The following is a 19,035-nucleotide window of genomic DNA, read 5'->3' as shown; positions in this document are numbered from 1 at the left end:
CTGAGGATATTCTCCCAGGTCGGGGTGCGCGACCATTTGATAGGAGGCAAGAAGCCTCACCCCTAGGTTTGTTTCGATAGTTCTTAGCGTCGTGTCTGTTGGAATCTCTCCTGACATTAGCTTTTGAAGGGTGCCGTATCCAATTCCAGCCAGCTCCGCCAACTCCTCTCGACTGATTTTTTTGCGGAACTGATAATCTTTTAAGGACAGGACCGCCGGATGATTTTTATCTTTTGATTTCGGCACTTAGGCGACTCCCAAGTAGATGGTGCGGCCAAATTAATAAGAAATCTATCTGCTTTTACCCGTCGGGGAAATTGCCATTCTGCCAATTATCCGCCCGCTCTGGCTTTCTTTGGCCATCAGCAATGACGCTGACTAACCCGAAGGAGCCTCAAATGTCTAAGATCGTCAAAATCGCTTCCGCCCTCGCTGTTGCAACCGTCTTGACAGTCGGCATTTCCACGTCAGCCAAAGCGGACTACTGCAGCAACGTAGTCACGGATGCTGTGAATTCCCAGTTAGCGGACCAGTACATTGCACAGACTGCCGATATTCGCGCCGTCGTTTCGATGATGGAGGCAGCTGGCAAGACCAGCTCGCCTCTTTATATTAAGCTCAACACCGCTTTGACACAGACGTTCAATGAATTCGAGCGGCAAGGTAATGAGGCTGCGAACCAGGGCATCAATGACTGCCGTAGTGGCCTTGCTCCCGCGCAACAGATTGTGGATGTGGCCATCGCCAACCTCACTGGAGGATTGAGTCTTATTCTTCCTCCAAACATGACCCATATAGACATGGGAGAAATCCTCAGCGGTAATATCCTTGGCGGCGAGAACAGCTTCTTTCGGAAGAACCTTGGCATCAAGTGGTGATACCAGGCACAAAGCATAAATCCGAGTCGGCCGATGTGATGGTGTTAGCATCGGCCGACTTGTCACTTTTTCATAATTCATTGAATTATGATGCAAGCGTAGCCGAAACACGGGTTACTCCCCTTCCTGGAAGTAATGGCTGAAGGCATTCGTCCATCGTCGCGCCATCTTAAGAGTCTCTAGGTTTGGGAGACGACAGCGGAGGACAACGCCATCGCGTTGTGCGCCGGGAGTGTCGCCCACCGGCGGCTGATCTCGACGCCATCCTTCTTAGTAACTTGATCGGTCGATCTTGAGTTTCTATGCGGGGTATGCCCTCCTAACGCTTCGGAAAGGCATCGAGATGCGAAGACGCGCGGAACAGCAAATGCGACAGCTATTGCAACATCCACATCACTATGATGCCGCCCACTTCATGAGGGGTGCATCGCGCCGGCTCATTTGGAGTGGAAGACACCGATCGAGAACGCGGCGGATCGGATCGCTCATGGCACAGGTGGCGGTCGCAAATTGACTGCTCGTCAAACCGCCCTGATCCTTAGTCTTAGAGGCGTCATGGAAGTCGCCAGCACTCTTCATGAAAACGTACGTACACAGCGACGAGGGAGGCCGGAATGTCGCCGCGCTCTTTGATCGGCAGCGTGGACCCATTGACGCAAATTTGCCACAGGGCATCAAGCGGCGTCGTGCAACATTCGGAAAACGTAAGTGAATTCGGCGTTTAGTCATGAACCTTGGTAAGGGAGAGGTCGAGAGTTCAATCCTCTCTCGCAGCACCAGTATATCCCGTTGAAAGTATTGAAGTCGTTGACTTGCAACGGTTTTTGTCCATTCTGACGTTGCAACTGCCGTAACAAATCGGATGGAATTGGCGACTGGTCGCGTTCGAAATCTCCTGAATCGGAACGGCCAGCTTTCGCACAAGATCGCTGAGCATCTTGCTTATCTACCTTTGGCTGGCAAGCCTCGAAAGGCTATCCAGCAACATTGTTCGGTCCTTGCCGATCATCAGCACGCCGCTGTCGGGAGCTAGCAGTGCCGAGAACGGCAACATGGCCGCGCCGATCGGCGAGGCCTCGGGGCCGAATTGTCCCGACACGATTTCCGGCGCGACAATGCCGATGGCGCTGGTCCGGTTGAACTGGGTCTGCACCCTTGCCAGGAGTTCGTGATGGATAGGCCGCGGCAGGATGCTGTCGAGAACGATCGCCTCGATGTCGATGACGGAGGTGATGGCGATGATCGCCTCGACCAGAGCGCTGGCGCAATCGTCGATCCATTCGAACAAAGGCACGCGCGCCCCCGGCGGCAGGGGATCCAGTTCCCGCACCCGATTGATCTCGATGCCGCGCGACTTGAGATGATTGACCAGCACATAGATCGACGCGCGATGTAGCAGGCTCTGGTAGCGGGCCGGCTTGGCTGCCACCGAATCGAGGCTTGAAGGCGAGACCGGCAACGGGCCGAGCGCAGCGCTGTTGCCGTGCGGACCGGTATGGACCTTGCCGCCTTGCACCAGCCCACCGCCGACGAACGTGTCGATCGAGATATGCATGAAGTCGCGGAACCGAGCGCCGGCCCCCTGGATCAGTTCGGCCAGCGCTGCCGATGACGCGTCGTTCTCGACGAACACCTGAGTTTTCGGCCTTGTGGCGAAGAAAGTTGAAAGGTCGATTGCGTCCCAGCGGTTGCCGAGGTCGTCGGGAAAGCCGAGCTCTTCGCTCCAGCCTCCCAGGAAATAGGGCGAAGCGATGCCTAAGCCGACAAGGCTGGCCCCGCCAAGCCCGGCGACCACCTTGTCGAAATTGGCAAGCGCCATATTTCCGGCCCTGAGCACCAGATCGGGATCCGGAAACCGGTATTCGTGCGACTCGCGGGCCCGGACCTCGCCGGCGAAGTCTACTAACACGGCTTCCAGCGCGCGCCGGCCGATCTTGATGCCGACGCTGTAGATCCGCTCCGGCGTGAGCCTGTAGAGTGTGGAAGGAGATCCGCGCTGCCCGAACCTTTTTCCCACTTGCTTTACGAAACCAGAGGACTCCAGACCGTCGACAATAGTTGCGACAGCGGCCGGCGTCAGATTTGCGGCGCGCGCAAGGTCAGACTTGGAAGCCTCCTTCAGCCGGCGTATTGCATCGAGCACGAAACGCTCATTGTAATGCCGAACTTTGACAGAATTACTGCCTTTTCCAGACAAACTGGCGTCTCCGATCAGTTTTTCACCGAGCCAGCCTAGCCGCCTACAACTTTGAAGCTGCTGCGATCGAGGCATTCCGACCGCGCTTATGCGCGACACGACAGTGCCTGCAGGGCTAATGGAAGTCAATTTTCCTGTTGCGGTCAAGCTTCATTTAATATAGCAAATTGAAAAAACAACAGTGATTAGGCAATGACTAGGGAGGAGAGGTGCTGCACTCTGGCGCACATGGCGTAGCCGCTGCCGCGGCGACGAGAAACGTGGCCGTCCCGGTTGCCCTGGTTCAGGCGACAAAGGCTTTCGGCGGCACGATCGCCCTCAAGGACGCCTCCTTCGAATTGCGCTCCGGAGAGGTTCTGGCGCTGCTTGGCGAAAACGGTGCCGGCAAGAGCACCTGCGTGAAGCTTTTGGCCGGCGTGCATTCCCCCACCAGTGGTCACGTCGAGGTTGACGGCAAGCCGGCGGTCTTCCACACGCCGCATGACGCGCAAGCCGCCGGCATTGCGGTCATGCACCAGCATCCCGGCCTGTTTCCTGATCTTTCGGTGGCGGAGAACATCTATCTCGGCCACATGCCGCGCGACCGCTTCGGCGGCATCGATAATACCGCCATGCTGGCCGGCGCGCGCCAAGTGCTGGCCACCGTCGGTCTCGACGTGCCGGCGGCAACGCGGCTGGGAACACTGCGCACCTCCGAACAGCAACTGGTCGAGATTGCCCGTGCGCTGTCGCTGGATGCGCGCGTGCTGATCATGGACGAACCGACCGCCGCATTGTCGCAACGCGAGGTCGAGCGGCTGTTCAGCGTCGTTGCCGATCTAAGGCTGCACGGCGTGGCGATGATGTTCGTAGGCCACCGCATGGATGAAATCTTTCGCATCGCCGACCGCATCGCGGTGCTGCGCGACGGGCGTCTCATCGGCGTCAAGCCCAAGGCGGAGCTGGGCCGCGCGGCCTCCATCAGCATGATGGTCGGGCGCGAGGTGAGCGACCTTTATCCGGAACGTGATCACGCCACCGGCGCGTTGGTGCTGGAGGCGAGGGGGCTTTCGCGCGCCGGCGGCTTCGCCGGCATCGACCTCAAGCTGCATGCTGGAGAGGTGCTCGGGCTGGGCGGCCTGGTTGGCAGCGGGCGGACCGAGATTGCGCGCGTGCTGTTCGGCATCGACCAGCCGGACGCCGGCGAAATTCTGATCGACGGCGAGGCTGTGCGCTTCGCATCGGCACGCGATGCCATGGGTGCGCGCATCGCCTATGTCTCGGAAGACCGCATGGGCCAGAGCCTGGTGATGGATTTCTCCATCCTAGACAATGCCGTGCTGCCAATACTCGACAAGGCGGCGGCCTCCGGCCTCTACAGCACGGACCGCGCCATCGACCTGGTTGCGGACTGGCTGAAGCGCATGAAGCTGCGCTTCTCTGGTTACGGGCAGCCGGTCAAGGAATTGTCCGGCGGCAACCAGCAGAAGGTGGTGCTGGCCAAATGGCTGCGTACCGAACCGCGTGTCCTCATCCTCGACGAGCCGACGCAAGGCATAGATGTCGGCACCAAGGCGGAGGTGCACGCGATGATCGCCGATCTTTCCGCGCAGGGCATGGCGATCCTCTTGATCTCCTCTGAAATGCCTGAGTTGATCGGCATGTGCGACCGCATCGTTGTCCTTCGCGAAGGCCGCCAGACGGCCGAATTCGCGCGCGGGGAAGCTACCCAGGAAAAAGTGCTAGAGGCGGCGACGAAGACGGACGAACGCGTCGACCCGGCAGCACAGGCTGCGCGTGTCTCTCTCAAGGACGAGAAAGGAGGACCGTTCGATTTCCTGAAGCGGCGAGAGTTCGGGCTGCTCGCCGCGATATTGGCGGTAGCCATTCCCGTCACCATTCTGAACCCGCGCATGGTGAGCGCGGCAAACCTGACCGCCGTGTCGATGGATGCTGCCTTGCTGGTTGTTGCGGCACTCGCGCAGATGCTGGTGCTGATCACCCGCAACATCGACCTTTCGATCGCTGCAGTGATCGGTCTTTCAGCCTATATGGCGGCCAGCATGGTTCAGGCCTATCCTGGACTCGACATCGGCATCGGCCTTGCGACCGCATGCGCGGTCGGCGTTGTCGCTGGCCTGATCAACGGCCTTGTCGTCACCAGGGGAAAGATCCCGGCCATCGTCGTCACCCTGGCGTCGATGTCGATCTTTCGCGGCTTCAATTCGATCTGGGCGGCGGGCGACCAGATCAGCGCCGACGAGGTCACGCAGGCCTGGCTCGACATGACCGGTCTGAAAATCGCCGGCGTGCCGCTGATCGTCGTCATCGCCATTGTCATCCTGTGCGCCGGCTACGTGTTGCTCTATCGCACGGCCATTGGGCGCGAACTGTTTGCCACCGGCTCCAACCCGGACGGGGCGCGTCTCATCGGCATCCCCGTCGATCGGCGCATCCTTCTGGCCTTTGGCATGGCCGGCCTGCTTGGCGGCCTGTGCGGGGCGCTCTGGGCATCCCGCTACGCCACCATCGATGCTCGTGTCGCGCTCGGCTTCGAACTCACCGTGATCGCTTCGGCGGTGGTTGGCGGCGTCGCCATCCGCGGTGGTTCGGGCACGCTGCTCGGCATCATCCTTGGCGCGCTCACCCTGCTGGTGATCAAGAACGGTCTGACGCTGGTGCGCGTCGACCCGCTGTGGCTGCAGGGCGTTTACGGTCTGGTGATCCTGGTCGCCATCGGCATCGACACCTTCATCGTGCGGCGCGCGGAGCAGGCAAGACAGGCGAGGGCGAGATGAGGAAGTTCCTTCGTTCGATCGACTTCTGGGATCTGCTGCTGGCAATCTCCTGTCTGGCCATATTCCTCTACGCGGCGGTCTTCGTGCCGAATTTCGTCTCCGGCTTCAATCTTTCGCAACTGGCCGCGAGCGCCTCGGAGAAGGCATTGCTGATTCTGCCGATGACGCTGCTCATCATCACCCGCGAGATCGACCTGTCGATCGCCTCGATGTTGGCGCTGACATCCGTGGTCTTTGGCCTGTTCGTCCAGGCCGGTGTGCCGACGCTGGTGGCAATCCCGCTAACGCTCGTGGTCGGCGGCCTACTCGGCGCCTTCAACGGCTATCTGGTCTCCGGCCTGGGGCTGCAGGCGCTGGTGGTGACGCTCGGCACCATGGCCCTCTATCGAGGTATAGGCTACATCCTGCTCGGCACCGGTTCGGTCAACATCCTGCCGCCTGCGGTCGTCGATTTCGGCATCAACAATCTGCCGGGCACGCAGATACCGTGGACCATCGTGCCCTTCCTGACGCTGGCGCCGGTGTTTGCCGTCATCCTGCAGAAGACGCCGACCGGCAAGCGCATCTACGCGCTCGGCGGCAGCCCCGAAGTGGCACGCTATTCCGGCATAGACACGCGCCGCATGGTGCTGAACCTGTTCGTCGTCTCCGGCGTCGTCGCGGCAATTGCCGGCATCGTCTATACCGCGCGCCTTTCCAACGCCCGCGCCAACAATGCGCTCGGCATGGAGCTCGATGTCATCACCATCGTGCTTCTCGGCGGCGTCAGCGTCTTTGGTGGCAAGGGTCGCTTGACCGGCGTCATGCTGGCACTGGTGCTGATTGCCGTCATCCGCAATGTGCTGGCACTGAATCAGATCGGCGGCGACGCACAGGGCATGATCATCGGCTTGCTTCTGATCGGTTCGCTGCTGGTCGGCAATTACTGGCGCTCCGCACAGGAGCGGCTTTCGAGATCGCGCGCCTTGCGCGAAACCAAGGGGTGATCTCGGGCCCCTTTCTTCAAGCCCGAATTTTGATGGAGGAGTAACAATGAAAGCGTTTAGATTAGCCCTGCTCGCATCCGCGGTTCTGCTCGCACCAACCTCGCTGGCTCTGAGCCAGGAATGCGCCAAGGAGCCCGTAACGGTCGGCTTCCTGCCCAAGCTCGACACTGATCCATACTTCAAGGTGGCTTTTGGAGGGGCCGAAGAGGCGGCGAAGGAAATTGGCGGCACCGCTATCCAAGTCGCCCCATCGCAGGCGACGGCGGAGGCACAGATCGAATTCATCAACAGCCTCGTGTCTCAGAAGGTCGGGGTCATCGCAATTGCCGGCAACGACGCCAATGCCGTTGCGCCTGCGCTGAAGCGCGCCGTTCAGCAGGGCGTCAGGGTGATTTCGTATGACTCCGACGTGGCGGCCGATGCGCGGACTGCGTTCGTGAATCAGGTGAAGGGTGACAGTCTTGCCGAAATGATGCTGGAAAGCGCATTCAATCTCAGCGGTGGTGAAGGCGAATTCGCGATCCTGTCGTCGACGCCCACGGCGACCAACCAGAACGCCTGGATCGACTTCATGAAGGCGAAGATGGCGGCCGAGCCGAAGTTCGCCAAGATGAAGCTGGTGCAGGTCGCTTATGGCGAAGAAAGCGAACAGATCAACCAGCAGCAGGCGCTGGCGCTGGTGCAGGCGTTTCCGGATATCAAGGTGATCATCGTTCCGGCGGGCATCGGCCTCCCGGCGGCCGCTCGGGCACTCGAGGAGGCAGGCCTCATCGGCAAGGTCAAGCTCACCGGTCTCGCCCCCGCCACTCTGATCGCCAAATACATCAAGGACGGCGCCGCACAGGACATCTGGTGGAACGTCACCGATCTCGGCTATCTTGCCTATCAGACTGCCCAAGCCGTTGCGCAATGCAAGATCACCGGCAAGGAAGGTGAGAAGTTCACGGCGGGCAGGCTTGGCGAGTACACGATCGGGACCGGCGGCGAATTGATCCTTGGTCCGGCGAAGATCGTGACCCCCGAAAATCTGGCCGAGTTCAAGTTCTGAACCGCCGACCTGGATCCGCAGTGGGGGCGCCAAATGATCGGCGTCCCTGCGTCTCTTTTATCGACCGATTGGTGCAGGTGAGAAGATGAACATGTTGCTTGCAGGTGAAACCTTCGCGGCTATCACGTCGGTCGCTGCCGGGGGCGATGTGCTGACAAGCGCGACCTCGACAAATGGCGCGACGGCCTTCAACGCCGCACTGGCCATAGAGGGCATCTCAGTCACGCAGATCGGAGGCGAGCGCTGCGCCGCGGAGTTTCCCTATGACCTCGATGCGCTCGCCCGGTATCAAGCGGTAGTGATTTCCGATGTAGGCGCGCTGACATTGCTGGTCACGCCGGATGCCCGCGCCGGGCGTGTCGGCGTTAACCGCCTCGAGGTGCTGAAAGCCTATGTCGAAAACGGCGGCGGGCTGATGTTGGCCGGCGGCTATATGGGCTTTCAGGGCATGTTCGGGACGGCGCGGTTTCACGACACCCCGGTTGAAGACGTGCTGCCGGTGCGCTGTTTGCCGTTTTGCGACGGCCTGGAGGTGCCGCAAGGATTGCAAGCGTCCATTCTGCAGTCCTCCCACCCGATCTTTGCCGGGGTGGAGATGCCTTTGCCGCCGATCCTCGGTATGAACAAGCTGGATTTCAGGAGCGACGGTTCGTCCCGGCTTCTCGCGATTTGCCACCATCGCGGCACCGACTGGCCGCTCCTTGCCGTTCGCAACCATGGCCGAGGCCGCACGGTCGCCTGGGCGACCGACATCGGCCCGCACTGGCTCTCGCAGGATTTTCTTGGGTGGCCGTTCTACGGCCAGCTGATGGCGAACATGGTGCGGTGGCTCGCCGGCAACGATGAGGTGGCTCTGAGCAGTCCACCTGGGCCCGAATGACCGTGCAAGAGCCAACATGGACATTCACTTTTGTCGACGTTGTTGCAGCTCCGCGACCACCCGTTCATCCAGTCGTCGCACACGTAGCCGCTTGGTCAGGAACACCAGTTTTGCCGTTTCCTCCAACTCCTCCGCGGCAAAGACGGCATCGTGGAAACTGCGCCCGGAAACCACTGGCCCATGATTGGCCAGCAGGACGGCAGCATGATCCTGTGCCTTGGCTAAAACCAACGGCCTAACGTCAGCCGACCCTGGATGGGTGTAGGGCAGTAGCGGCACCCGCCCGACGCGCATCACCACATACGGCGTAATCGGCGGGATGGCGTCATCCTGGTCGGTTTCTTCGAGACAGGAAAGCGCCGTGGCATAGGTCGAGTGAAGATGCACGACACCTGCCGCCTGCGGCCGCGCCTCATAGAATGCCATGTGGAGGGGTATCTCCTTGGTCGGAGCATCTCCGGACACGGCTATGCCTTGGGTATCCAGCTTCGACAGCCTGCCGGGTTCGAGATACCCCAGGCAGGAATTGGTTGGCGTGACCAGGAAACCGTCGACAAGTCGAGCCGACAGATTGCCCGACGAGCCGGCCGTATAGCCACGCATGAAGAGGGATTCGCCCCAACGGCAGAACTCGTCGCGAAGTTGCCGTTCTTCCAAGGTCATGAGGCGTCACCTTTCAGGGCATGGAGCGCGCGTTCGAAAAAATCGCATGCACCGAAATTGCCTGATTTCAGCGCGAAGGCCAGCCTCGGCTCACCGTCGAGAATGAGCACCGGCACCCCAGCGTCGATCTCCGGACCGACTTCAAGCGCCGACGCTCCGAACGCCGAGGCGACAGCGCCGGAGGTCTCTCCGCCAGCAACGACCAGACGCCGGAAGCCAGCAGTCACCGCCTTCACCGCGAGTTCAGCGAAAATGGCCTCGAACAGTGCTGCCAACCGCTCGCGCCCGTGCCGAGCCTGTGCCGCCGACACTTCGGAAGGCTCTGCCGTCGAGTAGACCAGTGGGCCAGAGCCCTTATGGGTGATCAGGAAATTAAGGCAGCTGGCGACGACAGCATCCGGGTCGAGTGCGTCCTCGGCGTCAAGACGCATCGAGGGATGGCTTCTGCAATAGGCGGCAATTTGCGTGCGTGTCGCCGACGAGCAACTGCCGGAGAGAATAAATGCGGGACCGCAAACCCCATCGAACTGCAGTCGGCCTTCGACTGCGGGGCGGATGCCGAAATTGCCAGGCAGGGCCATGGCAATACCGGAGCCACCAGTGACCAGCCGATGGGTCTTGGCTATCCGGCCCAATGCCATCAGGTCGTCGTTCGAGATCGCGTCGGCGACGATCAGTTTTTCGCCGTCGCGTTTGGCAAGGCTCAAGGCCGCTTCCGCGTCACCCGACCGCAAGCTTTGCAGCGCAAGATGCCCCACCTTGAGCCGTGTCTGAAGTGAAAGCCACCGCCTGATGTCGGGATCGGTCATCGGCGTCAGAGGATGATTTTCCATGCCCGACTCGCTGAGCAGTCGGTCGCCAACAAAGAGGTGTCCGTTGTAGAGCGTGCGGCCGTTGGCGGGAAAGGCAGGACAGACAAGGGCCAGCGGCGCGTCCAGTTCCGCCAGCAGCGCTTCGGCCACGGGTCCGATATTGCCTTCAGGCGTCGAATCGAAGGTCGAGCAATACTTGAACACGATCTGCTCCGCGCCGTTGACAACCAGCCAGCGGCAAGCTGTCAGAGATTGAGCCACGGCATCATCGGCCGCAACAGAGCGCGTTTTGAGTGCGATCACCGCAGCTTCGATGCTTCCGTCCGCCAGTTTTCCAATCGGCGTGCCGACATACTGGACAGTCCGCGCGCCTGCTTTGGCGAGCGTGTTGGCGATGTCACCGGAGCCGGTGAAATCGTCGCCGATGACGCCGATCTTCATGCGTCGTGGTCGCCCATTTTATGATCATCTGCTTCCTGGTCACATGCCCGCTGGCGCCAGAACATCGTCGTCAGCTGATCCAGATGCTCACGCATCGCCTTTTCGGCCCGGTCGGGATCGCGCGCGACAATCCCATCGTAGATGGCGCGGTGTGCCTCATACGCCGTCTGCTCCTGGCCGTCGGCGGCAAGCGTGACAATGCGTTGCTCCTTGAGCCATTCCGAAATTTGGTCATGCAGGGCGACGAAGACGAGATTGCGGGCGATGCGCGCCAACTCGAAATGGAAAGCAATGTCGGTGCTGGTGAAACGGTCACGATCGCCGATTGCCAAACGATTAGCTTCCAGCGCCTCGCCTAGCGCTTCCAGGTCCGAGGGCGTCGCGGTGCGGGCAGCCTCGCGAGCGAGGCCGACTTCGAAGAACATGCGGGCGCCCTGAAAGGAGCGCTGCCCTTCCTCCGTCGACAACATCTGCCTGACGGCAGGCGCCATGCCGGTGAAGATGTGGCTGGCTGTCGGCATCAGCACCTTGGCGCGGGCGCCATTGGTGAGTTCGACGAGGCCGGCCTTCTGCAGCGATATCAAAGCCTCGCGAATGGCGGGCCGGCCGACGCCGAAGCGCAACTGCAAATCGCGTTCGGGCGGCAATTGGTCCCCGGGCTTGAGTTTGCCGGAGAGGATCTGCCCTTCGAGATGCGTAGCAACGTGCTCGAAGAGCTTTTTTCGTTCTATGACAAGTGGGTCGACCATAGACCTTTCATACCATCATGCTTGACAACCATGCAACAGCTTGCAATGCTGAAATCACAGGATTGAAAGCGGGAAGATAAGGCCGGGCTCCATGAGTATCGGCTGGGTGTCGGATTTGGCGAAAATCCAAAGCCGGCAAATCAACACGCTTTGCGATTGCCAAACGTTGCAATCGCCAAGGGAGGAAGATGCATGAAAATCGCCATTCTGGGCGGCGGCGGAGCCATGGGCGGGATATTCGGGGGCTATCTGGCCCGCGCCGGCAACGACGTGACTTTGATCGACGTATCCAAGGCGGCGGTGACGGCAATCAACGACAACGGGCTGACCATCGAGGAGAAGGATGGTTCGCTGCCGGTGATCAGGGTGCCGGCAAGCGATGATCCGGCGAGCGTCGGCCCGGTCGATCTCATCATCAATTTCGTCAAATGCTATCATACTGAGGCTGCCATCCGGTCCGCCGAACCGATGATCGCCAGCGAGACCGCCGTGCTCAGCCTGCAGAACGGCTGGGGCAACGCGCCGCGTATTGCCTCGATCGTCGGCGAAGACCGCGTGCTGGTGGGCCTGACCTACCATGGCGGCACGTTGCTGGCGCCTGGCCGCGTCAAGCACCCCGGCTCCGGCATGACCTACATCGGCGAGCTCACCGGCGAACCTTCCGAGCGGCTCGGCAAGGTTATCGAGCTGTTTCGTGCGGCGCAGATCGAGACGACCCAGTCGGACAAGATCCTCGACGAGGTCTGGAAGAAGCTGGCGCTGAATGCCTGCACGCTGCCGGTCGCCGGGCTGTTGAATTTGATGTCACATGAACTCGTCGCCTTCGACGGCACCAAGAGCCTGATGGCCGCCATCCTTGGAGAGGTCGTGGCGGTGGCGAAAGCGCAAGGCATCGCGCTCGATTATGATGAGCGCTGGGCCGCCATCACCGGGTTGCTGGAGAAAGCGGTCGGCGGCAAGGCGTCGATGCTGCAGGATGTCGAGGCCAGGCGGCAGACCGAGATCGAGGTGATCAACGGAGCGATCGTCGACGCGGGCAAGCGCACCGGTGTGGCAACGCCCGTCAACGAAGCCATGGTCTGGATGATCCAGGCCAAGCAGGCCCACTATCTCCAGGTCAAGGCATAACGGGCCATGGCGCCGCGGCTCAAAATCAACGGCCTTTCCAAGTTCTTCCCCGGCGTGCGGGCGTTGGACGACGTCTCCATGAGCGTCGACGGCGGTGAGATCCGTGCATTGCTTGGCGAAAACGGTGCCGGCAAGTCGACGCTCGGCAAGATCGTTGCCGGCGTCTATTCGCGGGATCAAGGCACGGTGCTGGTCGACGGCGCCGAGATCGGCACGCTGGACGAAAAAGCCGCCGGCGATCTCGGCATCGGCATCGTGCATCAGGAAGGCTCGCTGGTGCCGCAGCTTTCGGTCGCCGAGAACATCTTCGCTGGCCGCCAGCCGACGCAGTGGCTTGGCCAGGTCAACGTCCGCGCCATGCGCGAACAGGCAAAAGCGTTGATCGCACAGCTTGGCGTCGTCATCGACCCGGCGCTGAAAGTATCGGCGCTGTCGCCGGCGCAAGCCCAGATCGTCGAGATCGCCAAGGCGTTGTCGCGTGACCTCAGGATCCTCATCCTTGACGAGCCGACGGCGGCGCTGACCCTGACCGAAACCGAAAAACTGTTCGACGTGGTGCGCCGCCTGGCCGGCAACGGCGTTTCGGTGATCTACGTCTCGCACCGTCTCGCCGAGATTTTTGCGCTTTGCCATTCCGTGACCGTGCTCAAAGACGGCAAGCTTGCCGGAACGCGCAAGGTCGTCGAGACCTCGACAGACGAACTGATCCGCCTGATGGTCGGACGCGACGTGCATTTCTCGCGCTCCCCCGCGGGGCGGAAAATCGGTGACGTCGTGCTCCAGGCCCAGAACGTCGATGCGCCGCCTTTGGTGCGCTCGGCGTCGATCACCGTTCGGGCCGGCGAGATCGTCTGCCTTGCCGGTCTCATCGGGTCGGGCCGCAGTGAGTTCTGCGAGGCGATCTTCGGTGCCCGCCGCCGGCACGGCGGCTCGGTTCGCATCGGCGGCACGACGATCGATCCGAAAGGCCCATGGGACGGCAAGCATGCCGGCATCGGCATGGTGCCGGAAGACCGCAAGGCGGCCGGCCTGTTCCTCGGCATGGACATCGTCAACAATGTCGCCGCGACGGTTCTGTCCAGGGTCTCGTCGGGCGCGAATTTCTCTAACCGCAAGGCTGAGGCGCTGGCCAGGAATTTCGTCGACGAACTGCGCATCGCGACGCCAAGCGTTCGCCAGATCGTTGGCAATCTTTCCGGCGGCAATCAGCAGAAAGTCCTGCTGGCCAAATGGCTGGCGATGGAACCGCGCCTTTTGATCGTCGACGAACCGACGCGCGGCGTCGATGTCGGCGCACGCTCAGAGATCTACCGGCTGCTGCGGGCTTTGGCCGACAGAGGTGTCGCCCTTTTGGTCGTTTCTTCGGACCTGCCCGAGGTGCTGGCGCTTGCCGACCGCATCGTCGTGATGGCGGAAGGCCGAACCGTGGGCGAATTGCCGGGCGATGGGGCGAGCGAAGAACAGGTGCTACGCCTTGCCACCAGATACACCGCTTCGGTGGCTGAAGTCCGCAAGGAACCAGGAATGGCAGAGGCATGACGATGCAGATCACGCAACCGATGGCAGAGAATGCCGAGCACCGGCGCGAGAACCTTCTCGTGCGAATCGTGCGGCGCCTTGCCGATTCCAGAGAGTTGACGCTGTTCGTGCTCGTCATCGCGCTGGCGCTGGCGATGAGCATCCTCTACCCGAACAACTTCCCCACCGCTTCCAACATGCGGGCCGTGCTTCTCAATCTCGCGCCCGTTGGCATTCTTGTCTGCGGCATGATGCTGTTGATGATCGGCGGCACCTTCGACCTCTCCGTCGGCTCAACCCTGGCCTTCTCCGGCGTCTGGGCCGCGGTCGTTGCCGGCTGGTGGGGCTGGCCGGCAGAAGTTGCGGTGCTGGTCGGCATCCTGGTTGGCGCGCTGTGCGGTCTGGTCAATGGTTTGATCGTCACGCGCATCGGCATCAACGCGCTGATCGCAACCCTTGGCACGCTCACCATCTATCGCAGCCTGACCTATGTCACCGCCGGCACGGGCGTCACCCCGATCACCGATGCCTTCGCCGCCTATGGACGGGCTGCGGACCCGCTGCTGCGCATACAGTCGCCTTTCTGGGCAATGCTGGTGCTGGTGCTCGTCGGCGGCTGGCTGGTGGCGCGGACGCGCTTCTTCCGGCAGTTCTATTTCATCGGCGGCAATCCTCGCGCGGCACAGCTTTCCGGCATTCGCGTCGATCGGCTCATACTGATCGGATTCGTCATCATGGGGGCGCTGGCGGGTCTTGCCGGTGTGCTGGGCGCGGCGCGTCTCAACAGCGCGGTCGTCAACGCCGGCGTCGGCATCGAACTCAAGGTCATCACCGCCACCGTGCTTGGAGGAGCGAGCCTGAAGGGCGGTGAAGGCACGATCCTCGGTGGCATTCTCGGCGTGCTTTTCATCGCACTGATCGAGAACGCCATGATTATCAATGCGATCGGCGTGTTCTGGCAGGGGCTGGTGGTGGGAACGGTCCTGTTGTTTGCCGTCTCGCTCGATCGTTTCAAGACCAGCGGCCGCGCCTGAGATCAGGCGAGGACGGGAGGAGGCATTCGGACAAGCCGGATGACACGCAGGAACTGGGACTACAAAAAACATCAGGAGGAACGGGCATGAAATCGATAGTGAGAACGATACTCTCCGGCGCAGCCCTTGCTGCCACCGCATTGCTCTACACTTTTCCGGCCACCGCGCAGGAATCATCCTTCGGGCCGGCGGACGCCAAGGAGACCTACTACTGGATCTCCAACAAGGCCAACCTGCCGCTGTTCGTGCAGTATGACTATGTCGGCATGAAACGGATCGCCGAAGAACTTGGCGTCAAGGTGATTGTCGCCGGGCCGACCGACTTCGACGTGCCGGGCTTCATCTCCGCCGTCGACCAGGTCTGCGCACAGAAGCCGAGCGGTGTTTCCGTCGTCGGTGGCTGGGATCCGTCGCTGACCGAATCCGTCAAGAAGTGCATGGAGCAAGGCGTGCCGACGGTCGTAGATGACGGCGATCTGCCCGACTCCGGCCGTCTCGCTTATATTGGCACGAACTGGACACAGGTCGGCGTCGCCCAGGCCAAGAAGCTGATGGAAATGCTGCCGAATGGCGGCAAGCTCGCGTCGATGTCGATCATCAACGCCGGTAATATGCGCGAGGCAGTGGCCGGCTTCAAAGCCTATATCGAGGCCAATGGCGGCGGCAAATACACCATCGTCGCCAATGAGGACGATGGCGGCGACGCGCAGAAGGCGGCCCAGGTGACCGCGGCGATCCTCGCAGCCAATCCCGATATAGCCGGTCTTGCAGGCTTCGATTCCGAATCCGGCGCCGGCATCGTCACCGCGCTGCGGGAAGCCGGCAAGAATCCCGGCGACATCAAGGTGACAGCGATGGAGCAGACGCCCGATTTCTTCAAGTCGGCCAAGGAGGGCTGGGTCGACGGCATCGTCGTGCAGAACCGCGAGCTGTTCATCTACTACGCGGTCAAGCTGCTGCACGACTATAACCACAACACGCTGAAGTCGGCCGGTCTTACCTCGAAGGATGGCGGCCGCCCGATCCCGGATTCGCTCGACACCGGCGTCATCCTGATCACCAAGGACAATGTCGACAAGGTGCTGACCGCGCTGAATGTAAAATAGGCCGCACCATGCCGGAGCCCTGGTTCAAGGCTCAGTCTTGATTCCAAGGTCCAGGCAGCCTCCGGCGGCGCACTCTCCCTCGCCGCCGGATGGCCAGTCACACAAAATGGCCAAGGACATAAAATGGCACGTCACCCCACCACCCGCATGCGCTTCCACGGCGTCGCCGCTTACGAGATCCTGACGCGCGACGGCTTGCGCATCCTGTGCGATCCGTTCCTCGACCAGAATCCGGGCGCGGCGACCAGGTCGACCGAATTCGATCACGTCGATCTCGTCATCGTCAGCCACGCCGCCTTCGATCATCTCGGCGACACCGACAAGATAGCGCAGAAATATGGCTGCCCGGTCGTTTGCGGCGGCGAGGTGAAGGCCTGGCTGATGGATCGCGGCATTCCGGCCAACCAGATCCGCGCCACGACCTGGGGCATTCGCGTCAAGGTGGCCGGAATCGAAATCCAGCCGCTCGAATGCCATCATTGGTCGCAGATCAGGCTGAAGGACAATTCCTTCATTTCCGGCGTGCCGATGGCCTTCATCGTCTATGCCGACGACAATTTGCGCTTCTACCACTATGGCGACACTGCGATCTTCTCGGACCTCAAGCTGCAGGCCGAACTCTATAGGCCCAATGTCGGCTGCATCGGCATCGCCAATCCGCAGGAGATCCTGCATCTCAACCCAATGCCTGGCGAAATGCTGACCGGCGAGATGAGCCCGTATGAGGGCGTTCTCGCCACGCAATGGCTTGGCCTCGAGACCGTGCTGCCCTGCCACTACATCAAACTCGATGGCGACAAGGACGTCGCCGAATATATGGAGCACCACCGGCAGGCCAGGACGCGCGGCGAGACGATCGCCGACCCCTATCTGCTGCGCGCCGGCGACTGGATCGAATTCGACGGCGACGGCAAGGTCGTGCGCCCGGCCAAGGCGGCCTGATCGATGCGTGCAGCGATCTTCGACGCGCCGTTTTCGATCCGCATGGCCGACGCGCCGAAGCCGGAGCCGCAGCCGGGAGAGGTGCTGGTCCGCGTCAAGGCTGCCGGGCTTTGCGCCGGCGACCTCTACATCTACACCGGCAAGAACCCCTATGTGAGCTATCCCCGGATCGGCTGCCACGAGATATCTGGAGTGGTCGAAGCTTATGGTCCCGGCAGCAGCGGACCGCCGATCGGCACCCGCGTCGTAGTCGACCCGTTCATCGGCTGCGGCCGCTGTTATCCCTGCAGGGTCGGCAAGCGCAATTGCTGCGCCAATCTGGCCATTGTCGGCGTCCATCGCGAGGGCGGTTTCGCCGACTTCGTGACGGCTCCGGCCGGAAACCTCAATGTCGTGCCGGATGGGCTGACCGACTTCGAGGCAGCATTCGCGGAGCCGGTGGCAATCGGCGTGCAGGGCTGCCGCCGTGGCATGGTCGGCGCGCAGGACACGATATTGGTGCTCGGCGCCGGGCCGATCGGGCTGGCTATCATCGAAGTGGCGCGCGCGCATGGCGCAAAGGTCTACGCCACGGACCTGTCGGCAGAGCGCTTGACCACCGCGGCCGACCTCGGCGCGATCCCAGTCGCCGGCGGAGCCGGTCTGGTCGAACGCGCCATGGAACTTACCAATGGGGAAGGCATGCCGGTGGTCATGGAGGCGACGGGCGCTGCGCCGGCGATGGAGCGAACGATCGATCTCGTCGCCGCCGGCGGACGCATCGTCATCCTCAGCCTGGTCAAGAAGGGCCAGGGCATCACCTTCCCGGGCCTCGACTTCACCCGCAAGGAAGTGACGATCCTCGGTTCGCGCGCCTCGGTCGACTGTTTTCCCGAGGCGCTTGAACTGCTCGCCTCCGGCAAGATCCACTATCCGAAGATTGCAAGTTCCTTCGCGCTCGGCGAAGCACCCGGCGTCTTCCAGAAGCTCGCAGACAATCCAATGGCTTTGCACAAGGCCGTATTCGTTTCGGAGGACTAGATGAAGCTCGTTACCTTCTCCCACCCCAAGGGAGGCCATGATCATCACGCCGGCGTGCTCGACGGCGACCAAATCGCCTGCCTGACCGAGGCCGGACTTGCGGAGAGCGTGATGGAGGTCGTGCTCGGCGGCAGGGAGATGCTGGATCGCATTCGCGCCGGTCTCGCCAAGGCGCCGCACTATGCGATCGCCGATGTGAGGCTCGAAGCCCCGATCCGCCCGGGCAAGGTGCTGTGCTCGGGCATCAACTACAAGGGCCATGCCGAGGAGAACCCGAACGCGAAGATGCCGACCGAGCCGTTCTTCTTCACCAAGCTGCCGACCTCCGTGGTCGGCCCCGACGTGCCGGTCGAAAAGCCTGTCAGGACCGAGCAGATGGACTACGAGGTGGAGTTCTCGGCCGTCATCGGCGAGCAACTGCACAAGGCCGATGAAGCCAAGGTGATGCCGGCGATCTTCGGCTACACGTTGCTCAACGACATTTCGGCGCGCGACGTGCAGTTCAAGGACAACCAGATCACCATCGGCAAGAACTTTGCCGGCTTTGCGCCGATCGGCCCTTGCATCGTCACATCAGATGCGATGCCGCATCCGGACAACGTCGCGCTGAAGACGCGGCTCAACGGCAAGACGCTCCAGGACGGCAGCACCTCGGACTGGCTGTTTTCATTGCCGTTGCTGATATCCTTCCTGTCGCAATATATCCCGCTCGAACCCGGCGACATTGTATCGACGGGAACGCCGGCTGGTGTCGGCATCTTCCAGAAGCCGCCGATCTTCATGAAGGCCGGCGATGTCGTCGAGATCGAAGCCGAGGGCATTGGCATTCTCAGAACGCCGATCGTTGCGGGATAGA

Annotated in this window: 17 protein-coding genes; 12 read left to right on the top strand and 5 right to left on the bottom strand. The window is 61.5% G+C overall.

Annotation, left to right across the window (positions count from 1 at the left end):
• Positions 1-246: helix-turn-helix domain-containing protein (locus CN311_RS21745; RefSeq protein ID WP_133117233.1), on the bottom strand; the 246-nt coding region annotated here is incomplete at its 3' end.
• A gap of 152 nt (positions 247-398) precedes the next feature.
• Here CN311_RS21745 and CN311_RS21740 point away from each other — a divergent pair.
• Positions 399-878, top strand: a complete 480-nt coding sequence (locus tag CN311_RS21740; protein WP_133117232.1) for a hypothetical protein — start codon at positions 399-401, stop codon at positions 876-878.
• A gap of 946 nt (positions 879-1,824) precedes the next feature.
• Here CN311_RS21740 and CN311_RS21735 read toward each other — a convergent pair.
• Complete coding sequence (locus tag CN311_RS21735) at positions 1,825-3,021, bottom strand: ROK family transcriptional regulator (RefSeq protein ID WP_245440906.1); 1,197 nt, start codon at positions 3,019-3,021, stop codon at positions 1,825-1,827.
• Between the two features lie 263 nt (positions 3,022-3,284).
• Here CN311_RS21735 and CN311_RS21730 point away from each other — a divergent pair, with 263 nt between their 5' ends.
• From CN311_RS21730 to CN311_RS21715, 4 genes are all read left to right on the top strand, one after another.
• Complete coding sequence (locus CN311_RS21730; protein ID WP_245440905.1) at positions 3,285-5,852, top strand: ATP-binding cassette domain-containing protein; 2,568 nt, start codon at positions 3,285-3,287, stop codon at positions 5,850-5,852.
• Positions 5,849-6,838 (top strand): ABC transporter permease, encoded by a 990-nt coding sequence (locus tag CN311_RS21725; RefSeq protein ID WP_097575759.1) that lies wholly within the window; start codon positions 5,849-5,851, stop codon positions 6,836-6,838. Before CN311_RS21730 ends, CN311_RS21725 begins: the two co-directional genes overlap by 4 nt.
• 46 nt (positions 6,839-6,884) lie before the next feature.
• Entirely contained in the window at positions 6,885-7,886 is a 1,002-nt protein-coding gene (locus tag CN311_RS21720; RefSeq protein WP_097575758.1) for a rhamnose ABC transporter substrate-binding protein, read from the top strand.
• Between the two features lie 85 nt (positions 7,887-7,971).
• The gene (locus CN311_RS21715) at positions 7,972-8,766 is read left to right on the top strand and encodes a glutamine amidotransferase (RefSeq protein ID WP_097575757.1); all 795 of its coding nucleotides are present in this window, start codon (positions 7,972-7,974) and stop codon (positions 8,764-8,766) included.
• 24 nt (positions 8,767-8,790) lie between these two features.
• Here CN311_RS21715 and otnC read toward each other — a convergent pair whose 3' ends face one another.
• From otnC to CN311_RS21700, 3 genes are read right to left on the bottom strand one after another with little or no spacing between them, the layout of a single operon-like run.
• Positions 8,791-9,429 carry a 3-oxo-tetronate 4-phosphate decarboxylase gene (gene otnC / locus CN311_RS21710; protein ID WP_097575756.1) on the bottom strand — a complete coding sequence of 213 codons (639 nt, stop codon included), beginning with the start codon at positions 9,427-9,429 and terminating at the stop codon, positions 8,791-8,793.
• Positions 9,426-10,682, bottom strand: a complete 1,257-nt coding sequence (gene otnK, locus CN311_RS21705) for a 3-oxo-tetronate kinase (RefSeq protein WP_097575755.1) — start codon at positions 10,680-10,682, stop codon at positions 9,426-9,428. The genes otnC and otnK overlap by 4 nt, the downstream gene beginning before the upstream one ends.
• The gene (locus tag CN311_RS21700; RefSeq protein WP_097575754.1) at positions 10,679-11,431 is read right to left on the bottom strand and encodes an FCD domain-containing protein; all 753 of its coding nucleotides are present in this window, start codon (positions 11,429-11,431) and stop codon (positions 10,679-10,681) included. The genes otnK and CN311_RS21700 overlap by 4 nt, the downstream gene beginning before the upstream one ends.
• A gap of 192 nt (positions 11,432-11,623) precedes the next feature.
• Between CN311_RS21700 and CN311_RS21695 the strand changes: the two genes are divergently transcribed.
• The 7 genes from CN311_RS21695 to CN311_RS21665 all read left to right on the top strand — a co-directional run bounded on the left by CN311_RS21695 (position 11,624) and on the right by CN311_RS21665 (position 19,034).
• A complete protein-coding gene (locus CN311_RS21695; RefSeq protein WP_097575753.1) occupies positions 11,624-12,559 on the top strand; it encodes a ketopantoate reductase family protein in 936 nt (311 codons plus the stop codon).
• 6 nt (positions 12,560-12,565) lie between these two features.
• Entirely contained in the window at positions 12,566-14,098 is a 1,533-nt protein-coding gene (locus tag CN311_RS21690; RefSeq protein ID WP_097575752.1) for a sugar ABC transporter ATP-binding protein, read from the top strand.
• Positions 14,095-15,111: an ABC transporter permease gene (locus tag CN311_RS21685; RefSeq protein ID WP_097575751.1), complete on the top strand. Its 1,017-nt coding sequence runs from the start codon at positions 14,095-14,097 to the stop codon at positions 15,109-15,111. The genes CN311_RS21690 and CN311_RS21685 overlap by 4 nt, the downstream gene beginning before the upstream one ends.
• An 86-nt stretch (positions 15,112-15,197) precedes the next feature.
• Positions 15,198-16,217: a substrate-binding domain-containing protein gene (locus CN311_RS21680; RefSeq protein ID WP_097575750.1), complete on the top strand. Its 1,020-nt coding sequence runs from the start codon at positions 15,198-15,200 to the stop codon at positions 16,215-16,217.
• Between the two features lie 123 nt (positions 16,218-16,340).
• Positions 16,341-17,159 (top strand): MBL fold metallo-hydrolase, encoded by an 819-nt coding sequence (locus CN311_RS21675; protein WP_097575749.1) that lies wholly within the window; start codon positions 16,341-16,343, stop codon positions 17,157-17,159.
• A gap of 3 nt (positions 17,160-17,162) precedes the next feature.
• Complete coding sequence (locus CN311_RS21670) at positions 17,163-18,179, top strand: zinc-binding alcohol dehydrogenase family protein (RefSeq protein ID WP_097575748.1); 1,017 nt, start codon at positions 17,163-17,165, stop codon at positions 18,177-18,179.
• Positions 18,180-19,034, top strand: coding sequence for a fumarylacetoacetate hydrolase family protein (locus tag CN311_RS21665; protein WP_097575747.1), 855 nt, complete (start codon positions 18,180-18,182; stop codon positions 19,032-19,034).
• The last annotated feature ends 1 nt before the right edge of the window (position 19,035 follow it).

The organism is Mesorhizobium sanjuanii, from assembly GCF_002529485.1.
In the GTDB taxonomy this organism is placed as follows: Bacteria; Pseudomonadota; Alphaproteobacteria; order Rhizobiales; family Rhizobiaceae; genus Mesorhizobium; species Mesorhizobium sanjuanii.
This window is presented reverse-complemented; position numbering and strand designations above follow the sequence as displayed.

Excerpts from the sequence above, each read along its gene's own strand:
- CN311_RS21740 (WP_133117232.1), top strand. The coding sequence starts at position 399 with ATGTCTAAGATCGTCAAAATCGCTTCCGCCCTCGCTGTTGCAACCGTC.
- CN311_RS21725 (WP_097575759.1), top strand. The coding sequence starts at position 5,849 with ATGAGGAAGTTCCTTCGTTCGATCGACTTCTGGGATCTGCTGCTGGCA.
- CN311_RS21720 (WP_097575758.1), top strand. The coding sequence starts at position 6,885 with ATGAAAGCGTTTAGATTAGCCCTGCTCGCATCCGCGGTTCTGCTCGCA.
- CN311_RS21715 (WP_097575757.1), top strand. The coding sequence starts at position 7,972 with ATGAACATGTTGCTTGCAGGTGAAACCTTCGCGGCTATCACGTCGGTC.
- otnC (WP_097575756.1), bottom strand. The coding sequence starts at position 9,429 with ATGACCTTGGAAGAACGGCAACTTCGCGACGAGTTCTGCCGTTGGGGC.
- otnK (WP_097575755.1), bottom strand. The coding sequence starts at position 10,682 with ATGAAGATCGGCGTCATCGGCGACGATTTCACCGGCTCCGGTGACATC.
- CN311_RS21700 (WP_097575754.1), bottom strand. The coding sequence starts at position 11,431 with ATGGTCGACCCACTTGTCATAGAACGAAAAAAGCTCTTCGAGCACGTT.
- CN311_RS21695 (WP_097575753.1), top strand. The coding sequence starts at position 11,624 with ATGAAAATCGCCATTCTGGGCGGCGGCGGAGCCATGGGCGGGATATTC.
- CN311_RS21690 (WP_097575752.1), top strand. The coding sequence starts at position 12,566 with ATGGCGCCGCGGCTCAAAATCAACGGCCTTTCCAAGTTCTTCCCCGGC.
- CN311_RS21685 (WP_097575751.1), top strand. The coding sequence starts at position 14,095 with ATGACGATGCAGATCACGCAACCGATGGCAGAGAATGCCGAGCACCGG.
- CN311_RS21680 (WP_097575750.1), top strand. The coding sequence starts at position 15,198 with ATGAAATCGATAGTGAGAACGATACTCTCCGGCGCAGCCCTTGCTGCC.
- CN311_RS21675 (WP_097575749.1), top strand. The coding sequence starts at position 16,341 with ATGGCACGTCACCCCACCACCCGCATGCGCTTCCACGGCGTCGCCGCT.
- CN311_RS21670 (WP_097575748.1), top strand. The coding sequence starts at position 17,163 with ATGCGTGCAGCGATCTTCGACGCGCCGTTTTCGATCCGCATGGCCGAC.
- CN311_RS21665 (WP_097575747.1), top strand. The coding sequence starts at position 18,180 with ATGAAGCTCGTTACCTTCTCCCACCCCAAGGGAGGCCATGATCATCAC.